We start from the raw sequence: 10,014 nt of genomic DNA on the forward strand, positions 1-10,014 counted from the left end.
ACCTGATCAATGATCTTAAGTTTTAAGTCAAATCCAACGGATTTTTTTTGACAGTCTGGTTTCTTTTCTTTCATGTTGTCCTGTAAATAGTTGTTGATTTTTTGTCAACCTATTTCAGGATTTTACACATTGATCTACTAATTGTCGTAACATATGCAGATATTAAAAGAAAAGCAATTATTAGCGCATTCATTTGATTTACAATGTTTTATATTTATTCTTTCCAAAATATCACCCAACGTTTCGCGGCTTTGCGAGGTTGCGAACTTCGTAACCGAGTTCTTTCGGTTAAGATAGAATATCTTGCGAAAGACAAACTTGAATTTACCAGATATTTCGCAATCTCGCAAAACCGCTGTTGTACGACGGCAATTTTAGTGGATTACTACATTCTGATTCAATAATTCTACATTAAAGTTAATCTTAGCATTTAAAGCACGAAACACTTTAATAATTGTATCGAATCTAGCGTCAGTTAAACTATTTTCAATTTTAGAAATTTGAGCCTTTTTTACACCAACTAATTTTCCTAATTGTTCTTGTGTTAAGTTTCTTTCTTTTCGAATTTGTTTGATTGTTTGACCTATCAAATCGATTTTTAATTCGTTTTCAAAATTGTCTCTGTTTGCTGTTCCTTTTTCTCCAACGAATTTATCTGTTACTTCATCTAAACTGTATGTTTTCATAATCTTATTCTTTTTCGTTAAAATATTTTATTCTTAATGATTCTGCTCTTTCAATTTCTACTTTTGGCGTTTTATCTGTTTTCTTTATTATACCGTGAGTAGAAATAACAATCGTATCTTGTTTATCTGATTTATCCCAAAAAGCAAACAATCTTAAATATTGTTTGTTGTATAAAGTTCTAAATTCCCAAATTTCTCCATCGAGTTTTTTAAACAATTCATTATCATTTACGCTTCTCGATTTCCAAATATTGTAAAGAACTTTTTCCTTGGATTTTTGGTCTAAACTTTCCAAAAACTCTAAAACAGGTTCAAGAAATTCAACTTTAAATTTATAATCCATTTTCTACTATTCTTAATTTGCAGTAAAGATATAAGTTTCCTTTTTAAGAAACAAATGTTGTTAGGATTTCCGGTCGCTCATTGCTGTCGTACAACGTCTTGGCGCTTGGCGTGGTTGGGGACTTTTGAAACCGAGTATTTTCGGCTGAACGTAAAAGTAGTAAAAAAACGCTAATTCCACTAAATCCCCAATCTTGGCAAACGGCTGTTGTACGCAGTTATTTTTTTACGATAAGTTCGATTATTAAACCAATTAAAGCACTCAAACCATTAATTGATAGCCCAATTAATATTGTTAAAAATAGTCCTTTTATTAGCTTTTCATTTTCTGTTTTTACTTCGGCAAATCTATTTTTATCTCCTTTTGTAAATTCAAACATTGGATTTCTTTTCAATTTGTTTATTTGCTTATCCATCATTCTATTTGATAATAGTTGACCGGATTTATAAAAAACATAAAAAATTCCAATTGAAAGCGTAATGAAAAAGAACATTTTCTGATTTACATCTTTTGGCAATATTTCAATATCATATTTAACACTTATACTAAACAGATAATTAAGGAGTATGATAGCTGAAGTTAAAAATGAAAAAACTATAAAATTCTGAATTTTAACTTCGTGTTTTAAAATAAACTTGATTACTTTATGGTCTTCACTGTTTTTTGGTAAAGATTCATACCATTCGCTAACTACTGTTTTTAATTGATTACAAATTTGGGCATTAATAAAGTCAATTTTACAAGACATTTGTGCTTGTGCTTCTTCAAGTTCATATTCATCACCTCCTTGAAAAACAACTTGAATCATTTCACTTGGTTTTAAACTATTCCCAATTCTAACTCTCATAGTGTGAGTTTGTGGAACATTGTGAAATTGATTTTGAAATAATAAATTAAAATCCCATTCTATTGTTATATATTTTGTCCTTGCTGATATATTCCAATCAGTATTTTTAAATTCATTCCAACTACCAAATGTTTTAATTTCTTTATTTTCTAAACCTACATTTACATTTACAATATCTGTAACTAATTTATGAAGTTCTAAAACTTTGTAAACCTTGTCATTTAATTCCAAAACATCTTGAAAAGAAAATTGTTTGAATTCAGTAAATAATTTAATGTCGGTATCTCTCTTACCTTTTATTAAATAGTATAAAGATTGGAATTGTTTAATTTGAGATTCATCAATAATAGTAACATCATTGGTTGATTGACTTGGTGTGCTATTTTCCATTATATGTGTTTTTTTTTCTTATAATTGCGTACAACGGTTCGGCTAGGCATAGTGCCTGTTCTGGCCTGTGGCCGGCATTATGCTTAGCCGTTGTTATGTGCTGTTATTTATTCTCTGCTAAGATAATAAAAACAGGAACAGTTGTGCCAGGAGATAGCTAGATAAACGATTAAAAAATATAGTTCCTATCTACTCGGGGGATAGGTACTGTTTTTTTTAATCATAGCCTAAATAGTTAAAAATCTCATATTAAAACAGTTATAATAAAAAAAACTTGATTATATCATTTTTTTCTTATAACTTAGCCAAGCCTTTAAGCGTCTTCGCTTTGAAAATAAATTTTCAGCAAATCTCATTTGAAAGGCTTGACGAAAATTACAAATTTTTATTTCCTGTTTTAATATTCCCTTTCAAATCAAATATTTAGGCTGTTTATCAGGTCTCGATTGCGCAATTGCACATAACGTCTTGGCGCTTGACGTGGTTGCGGATTTTCTAGCAGAGTATATTCTACCGAAACGAAGATATGAATAAAAACGTTAATTCCACTAAACCCGCAATCACGGCAAACGGCTGTTAGCGGTTCGGCAGTCTATTTATTGTAAATGTCTATTCCAAATTATAATTATTGCCTTTATAATTTCTGCCAAATATTTTATTAAGCATCTTCTATCACTTTAAAATCCAAAAAAAAATCGAAAAAATTTCGCTTTTTAATCTTCTATTTATCATTTAAATATTCAGCTAATATCTTCATTTTTCTCTTTTGTTATCTCGATAAATTCCAATATTCCAGTTTCCACATGCTATAAAATTAATCAGATTCCAACTTTCAAATTTCTGTTTTCTACAAACATAATCAACTTCAATTATCAATCTTAAAAACTCAAAAAAAATCGATGAAATTTATATTATTAAATTCTAAATATTTTCTATTTCACTCCAGTTTTATTTGCTCCAACGCTGCTGACCGCTAACGTCTTGGCGCTTGACGTGGTTGCGGATTTTCTAGCAGAGTATATTCTACCGAAACGAAGATATGAATAAAAACGTTAATTCCACTAAACCCGCAATCACGGCAAACGGCTGTTAGCGGTTCGGCAGTCTATTTATTGTAAATGTCTATTCCAAATTATAATTATTGTCTTTATAATTTCTGCCAAATATTTTATTAAGCATCTTCTATCACTTTAAAATCCAAAAAAAAATCGAAAAAATTTCGCTTTTTAATCTTCTATTTATCATTTAAATGTTCAGCTAATATCTTCATTTTTCTCTTTTGTTATCTCGATAAATTCCAATATTCCAGTTTCCACATGCTATAAAATTAATCAGATTCCAACTTTCAAATTTCTGTTTTCTACAAACATAATCAACTTCAATTATCAATCTTAAAAACTCAAAAAAAATCGATGAAATTTATATTATTAAATTCTAAATATTTTCTATTTCACTCCAGTTTTATTTGCTCCAACGCTGGTGACCGCTAACGTCTTGGCGCTTGCCGAGGTTGGGGATTTTTGAAACCGTGAATTTTCGGCTGAACGTAAATGTAGTAAAAAAACGCTAATTCCACTAAATCCCCAATCTTGGCAAACGGCTGTTAGCAGATGTATTTATTTTTGAAACGTAAACCAATTGTTTTCTGCGTTATATTTTATATTCATCCTTTTAATTCCGTTATTTCTTGATGGATGATTAATAGTAAATACGTTTTGCTTAAAATCATTCTCAATTTCTATTCTTGCTTTATAAATTAAATCTAAAAAATGATAAGAGAATACTGCGCTGTAAGCAAACCTTTCACTCCAATCATTAAAGGAAATCAATTTCAATTCCCAATTTTCATTTTTGTAGTTATAAAGATTAATTCTATTATGATTATTCATTGTGTCAAACGAATATTCAGAATGTGCAAAAGCATTTCTTAAAGATGTATGAAAACCTTTTTTTATTATTTCTGCAATTTCAATATTACTTTTTTGAAAGTTTGCCCTTATATCATTTCTGATAAAGTTATGTTTACCCATATCGTCAACAATAACATTCCAATCGTAATTTTCTCCATTACAAAGGTGTGCTAATCTGTGCAGTTTTTTTAAAAAAGGTTTTGATTCCCAAATATGTGAATAAATCATTAATTCTAAATTAATTCTTTCTTCATTATCATCAACGTTTATTTTACCATTTTCAAATCTATAATATTGATTAAGAAAAGTGACTAAAAATTTTAATCTTGTTTCGTCCTTAAATTTATCTATTCTATTATCAATTATGTATGGGTTCAGTTTTGTACCGTCATAATCGTATTCTTTTTTATATTCAGCATCTGCCAAAAAAAGAATATAACTTTCAGGAAACGAATTCCTAAAGTTATGTAAGCATTTAGTTATTGAACTTTTAATTTCAGTATCAATCTCTCGGAAGCGTTCTTTAGTAATCATTATTTCTGTTTTTTGCGAGAATATATCTGCTAACGTCTTGGCGCTTGGCGAGGTTGGGGACTTTATAGCAGAGTATTTTCTGCCGAAACGAAGATATGATAAAAAACGCTAATTCCACTAAAACCCCAATCTCGCCAAACGGCTGTTGTGCGTTCGGTTTTCTATAAGGTACGTTTTTCAATTAAACTATTTTCAATTTTTAGTTTAGTTTCATTCCAATATTCTTCGCAAATCTTATTTATTTCATCAATAGTTAGTTCGTTTTTATTTTCGTCAAATATTTTTAGGCTTTTACAATTTAATAGTAAAGTTCCACCGCAATACTCATAATTTAGATTATGTTGATTACAAGTAATTTTAACCATTTCATTTTCAATATCTGCTGATAATATTTCTAAACCGGTTTGAAAAATATCTTCAATTTTTATAAATGTTTTTTGTGGTAAGTTTATTGGATTCATCCAAGGATTAAATTCTATTTTCTCAATATTTTTCAGTTCAATAACAAAACTTGTAAACGATTTATCTATTTTTTGAGCTAAATATTCACAATCAATTATAAGTTGGAGTAATTCTTCATTACCATTCCAATTTAAGATTATTCCATCATGAAAAATGGAAAAAACATCTCTAATATTTTCTAACTTATTTCTATTTTCCATTTTCAAAATTCCATTTTGGCTTAGTTTTTATTTCGGTTATTTTTCAGTTTTGTGTAGCTCTAAACTGACGCACAACGTCTTGGCGCTTGGCGAGGTTGGGGAGTAAAGATGCGAGATTTTTCCATTAAACACAAATTTTCCAATTACAAAACCATCTTCAAATTAAGCCTAAAACCCCATTCTCGCTAAACGGCTGTTGGCAGAAGTGATTATTGTTGGTTAATATGATATCTTATTTCGAATATTAAGATTTTATTTTCGCCATTTATTTCCATTTCGTTGATTATGTTTTCACTTATTATTATTTCATCACTCTGATTTTTTATTGAAATATAGCTTCTATAATTTTCTTGAGTTATACATTTTGCAAGTTCTATTGAAAAACCATTTTTCAATAAAGTTATTATTTTTGTATCAGAACTACCATATTTTATTTGCTCATAAAAAGTCAAATCAATTAATTCTAATTCTGCTAGTATTTCAATATATTTCAGAAGATTGAACTCAATAAAGTCTTGTTCTTCTTTTATTTTTAGAATAGCTAAGTTTATCCTTTGAGTATTGTTTTTTACCCTTAAATCAACGTATAGAGGTTTGAAATCTGTAAAGTTCCTTTTAACTTCTCCCCATTTTTCGCCGATATAAATTAATAAATTATCATTAGTTAGATTTCTCCAATAACGCATAAAACTTCCTATCATTTCCTTGTACGAAGCACTCGAACTTCTCCAACCTAAAATCATTGAATAAAACCTTCTTGCTGGTAAATTTTGTAAACGTTTTAAATTGCTATCAACAATTTCTATATCATTTAAAAAGATTAAGAATATTGCTTCTAATAGTTCATCTGTTGTAGTAATAATTGGGTTTTGATTTGCAAGATAGTTTTCTAAATTTCTAATTAAAACTTGTTCAAATGTTTTAATATTAAAGTCAGATATATTGTTTTTATAGCAAAGTTTTGCAATTAAAGATTGTACATAATCAACATTTTCTAAATTTGTTGAATTAGGTTCTATATTTTCTAAATATTCAAGCGATTTTTTTAATTCATTTTTTTGATTGTCATTTAAAGAACTCTCTTCCTTTAAGAATAAATTATTTACTTCATCGTTTATTTGAATTTCTGTTTTTGCTCTTGTACTAATAAATTTTTCAATGTTTGCTTTTTTATTTTCATATTTACTTTTTACAATGTAAATATTTGGTTCCAATAATTTTAGGTTACCATTTTCGGAATTGAAGATTTCACTAAACCTATTTACTCTACCAATTAGATTTTTAAATTGCGATACAGATAAGTTTTTTATACCTTTTTTTGTGGATAATAGAAATATTTTCTCTGCTGGAATATTTACGCCTTCTAAAAGTGTTGAACTAGTTATTACAAATGACAAATCATCTCTTTTTGAAAAAATATTTTCTACATATAATCTAATTATTTCAGGCATTCCTCCGTGATGATAAACAATCCCTTTTTTAATACATTCTATTAAATTATATGAAGGGTGAATAAAATCTGATATAGTAGTTGTGATTTCTCCTATTTCAATAGAATTAATTACATTACTATTTGCAAATTCGATTGCAAATTCTTCAATATGTTTTGGTCTATTTAAGTAAACAATATTCTTTCTTGATTTTTCAGAGTTTAGAAGTTGAATAATGTTGTTATATGAAATTCCAGTATTAATAAATTTGTCAGTGAATTGTTCATAAATTTTTAAAATGCGATTGTCATCAATTAAGTTACAAACAAAATACTTTTCTGTTTTAATAAATTCATCTGTGTTTTGTGATGTTATTTCATAATTTGATTGTTTTACTTTAAGGTTTTCTGGATTTGAAATAAAGGGAGAGAAGAAATTTAGAATTGTATTTCTATTTCTTTTTTTTAATATAATAATTGTTTGCGCTAATAAAATTGACCTTCCATCGGTTTCTTTATCTCCAAATAAATTATGAGCCTCATCTATTAAAGCTAAATCAAATTTTAAATTTATGTTTTGTTGAAGAAGTCTTAAAAGTCTTTCTTGTGTAAGTACAGCAACAAAATTTGTTTCCGTTCCTTTATACATTTCTGGATGTGTAATTATTCTTTGAAGTTCATTATTAATTGAATTTTCTAATAATCTTTTTTTTGTCTGTGCTAATAAAGCTTTACTTGGAACAATTACACATACTTTTTTATCCAAGTTTGAGAACACTTTGTTTACTATAATTTCAGATTTACCATATGAAGTAGGGGCAACTAAAACAAAATTAGAATTATTTTGAGTTGAAAACTCAATTAGTTTTTTTTGTCCATTAGAAATATAATAATTTTTCTCTCTAAAATTTTCTTGAAAAACTGAAAAAAATAGATTAAAAAAATGGTCGTTTAAATTGTTTTCAGAATATTTTAGTTCAACTAATTTTGAAATAGGAATGTAACCTTTATTAATAGCAAAATCGTATAAAGGCTTATAATCATTATATTTGTTTGAATATGTTACAATGATTTTATATCCTAGTTTTTGAATATTAATATCGCCAAAATTTGTAAATAGAATTGCATTTTTTAATAAATGATGAATTTCAGTTTCATCAAGCTCTATATTAAGTTGAAGCTTTTTATATGAATTTGCAAAATATGTTTGTGCAAAATCTTTTCTATATTGTTTGAGTGTAATTTCATTGATTTCCATAATTAACAAGTTAATATTTCATCACTTAAAAAATCTGCTACAGCTTTATAAGTTTCTTTTTGAATTGATATTATAATAACTTCTTCAAAAATATCCTCTATAACAGTATTGTCTAAAAAATCAGAAACACTAATTTCCTCAATTTCATCTGATAAATTATGATATAAAGATGAAATCAATATTACGTTTTTTTTCTGATTAGTATTTAAGTTTGGAGAGTCGTCTGAAAGTAATTGTTTTAAATTTAATCTTCCATCATTTTCATTAATTACAAGTGAAACGTCGATTAAAGCACTTTCCCATAATGAGTTTCTCTTTTCTGTAATCATTGTGGAAATACCTGCTTTAGCTCTGTTAAGTAGAATATTATTGTAAGATGTTGAATTATGACTTCCAGCGCCATTATTACCAGACTTTACTTCCGAATACCAAATCTTATTGTTTGCAATATCACAATAAATGATGTCAAATCCTTTTTTAATACTCTTTTCTTCTTTATTTTTTAAAATGGATAATGATGATAACCCGTTATCTTGATTATTCAAAATGAGATGTGCAATTAATTCCCCAATCATTCCTTTTTTAATATTTGATGATTTTGAATTATATCTATCAATAAATTCTGTAAGTGTGTTTTTGTATGAATAAAATCTAGGTAGGCTGTCAGCTTCTGCAAAACCATTCCAAATTCCTTTTAATTGTATTCTTATAATTTCTTTAAATTCATCAGAAAGGTGTTCAATATAAAAAATTGAATACTTTGGTTTTTCTATAATTTTTATTCCGTTTATTGCCATTTAAAAAAAGGTTCATTTTTGCAATTTCGCGCATCATTTCTGCCAACGTTTCGCGGCTTCAAGAAGTGGCGAACTTCGTAATCGCATATTTTCCACTGAGATAGTATTTCTTGCGAAAGAAATACATCAATTTAGCACATTTCTCGCCATTTCTTGAAACCGCTGTTATAGGCCGTATTTTTATATATCATTGTAATTTATTTTTCCAAATCTTTCAGTTTCACCTTTTAGTTTTGTCCAATCGAAATCGTATTTCTCTTCTTCTTTCCAATTTTCAGGATAATCAACCATAAGATAATCTCCAATTCCGAAACCACCAAAACCGTCACCAAAATATGAATAACCATTAGCTTGTAAATTATCTGGTCCAGGTTGAAAATCTACGTGTCTGAATTGTGAAGTAAGTAATACACAAAGTCCCGAAAAAGCATCTATTAGATTTGTGAAGTTAGCTACTTCAAAACTATTATGTCTATCATGTTTAGATTTATTATAAGCTTGATACCAAATTAAATCTCCATTTTTTTTCCATGATAAAAATGGTTTTCTAACATTTTCTATTCCTTTCCAAAAAGGCAATTCAATTGAATAATCGTCAAGATGATGAGTTTTATTAATGATTTTAAAATCGTTTATATTCCAATCTTTTTCAGTTTTTAAATCGCCAGCTCTTTTTCCATTTTTATATTTAGGAGTATAAATGTTCTCATTTAATATGGCTTTGAAATTAGCTTCAATTTCTATGCAAGTTCGCATCAAAAGTTCATGAATTCTAAATGAGTATGTTTTGCTATTCACGTCTGATGGTTCAACAAACTGAAATAACTTTAAAATATCTTCTTGAATTATCAAAAACGCTCTTGTATAATGTTCAGGACTCTTTGAATAATCTTTTTCAATAATATAAGCCCAATCACTATAACCTGCTTGTGGTCCATTTTCTTTTACAGGTCGATAATTTCTATGAAACGGTTTGTTAAAGCTCATTTTTCAATATGTTTAGTGTATTTTCTGCTGCGGTAATATGGCCTATAACGTTTGGTCGCTTGGCGATGTGGCGGATTAAGGAAGCCTAATCTTTCGGTTAATGACTAATTTTCCAAGTACAAAACCATCTTCAAATTAAGCCAAATCCCGCCATATTGCCAAACGACGGTT

Annotated in this window: 8 protein-coding genes; all 8 read right to left on the minus strand. The window is 27.9% G+C overall.

The genetic code is table 11. The features are described 5' to 3' along the window. Window positions 1–374: 374 nt before the first annotated feature. Window positions 375–686 (minus strand): helix-turn-helix domain-containing protein, encoded by a 312-nt coding sequence (locus J3S90_RS15480; protein WP_210646936.1) that lies wholly within the window; start codon window positions 684–686, stop codon window positions 375–377. A gap of 4 nt (window positions 687–690) precedes the next feature. Beyond that, a complete protein-coding gene (locus J3S90_RS15485) occupies window positions 691–1,029 on the minus strand; it encodes a type II toxin-antitoxin system RelE/ParE family toxin (RefSeq protein ID WP_210646937.1) in 339 nt (112 codons plus the stop codon). A 217-nt stretch (window positions 1,030–1,246) separates the two neighbouring features. Next, on the minus strand, window positions 1,247–2,266 hold the full coding sequence (locus J3S90_RS15490) for a hypothetical protein (RefSeq protein ID WP_210646938.1): 1,020 nt from the start codon (window positions 2,264–2,266) through the stop codon (window positions 1,247–1,249). A 1,616-nt stretch (window positions 2,267–3,882) separates the two neighbouring features. Further along, complete coding sequence (locus J3S90_RS15495) at window positions 3,883–4,710, minus strand: hypothetical protein (RefSeq protein ID WP_210646939.1); 828 nt, start codon at window positions 4,708–4,710, stop codon at window positions 3,883–3,885. A gap of 161 nt (window positions 4,711–4,871) precedes the next feature. After that, window positions 4,872–5,372 carry a hypothetical protein gene (locus J3S90_RS15500; RefSeq protein WP_210646940.1) on the minus strand — a complete coding sequence of 167 codons (501 nt, stop codon included), beginning with the start codon at window positions 5,370–5,372 and terminating at the stop codon, window positions 4,872–4,874. 209 nt (window positions 5,373–5,581) lie between these two features. Continuing rightward, window positions 5,582–8,059, minus strand: a complete 2,478-nt coding sequence (locus J3S90_RS15505; RefSeq protein WP_210646941.1) for a DEAD/DEAH box helicase — start codon at window positions 8,057–8,059, stop codon at window positions 5,582–5,584. A gap of 2 nt (window positions 8,060–8,061) precedes the next feature. After that, complete coding sequence (locus J3S90_RS15510) at window positions 8,062–8,856, minus strand: hypothetical protein (RefSeq protein ID WP_210646942.1); 795 nt, start codon at window positions 8,854–8,856, stop codon at window positions 8,062–8,064. A gap of 180 nt (window positions 8,857–9,036) precedes the next feature. Beyond that, complete coding sequence (locus J3S90_RS15515) at window positions 9,037–9,843, minus strand: hypothetical protein (protein WP_210646943.1); 807 nt, start codon at window positions 9,841–9,843, stop codon at window positions 9,037–9,039. Window positions 9,844–10,014: the final 171 nt, after the last annotated feature.

This window comes from Flavobacterium flabelliforme, assembly GCF_017948675.1.
In the GTDB taxonomy this organism is placed as follows: domain Bacteria; phylum Bacteroidota; class Bacteroidia; order Flavobacteriales; family Flavobacteriaceae; genus Flavobacterium; species Flavobacterium pygoscelis.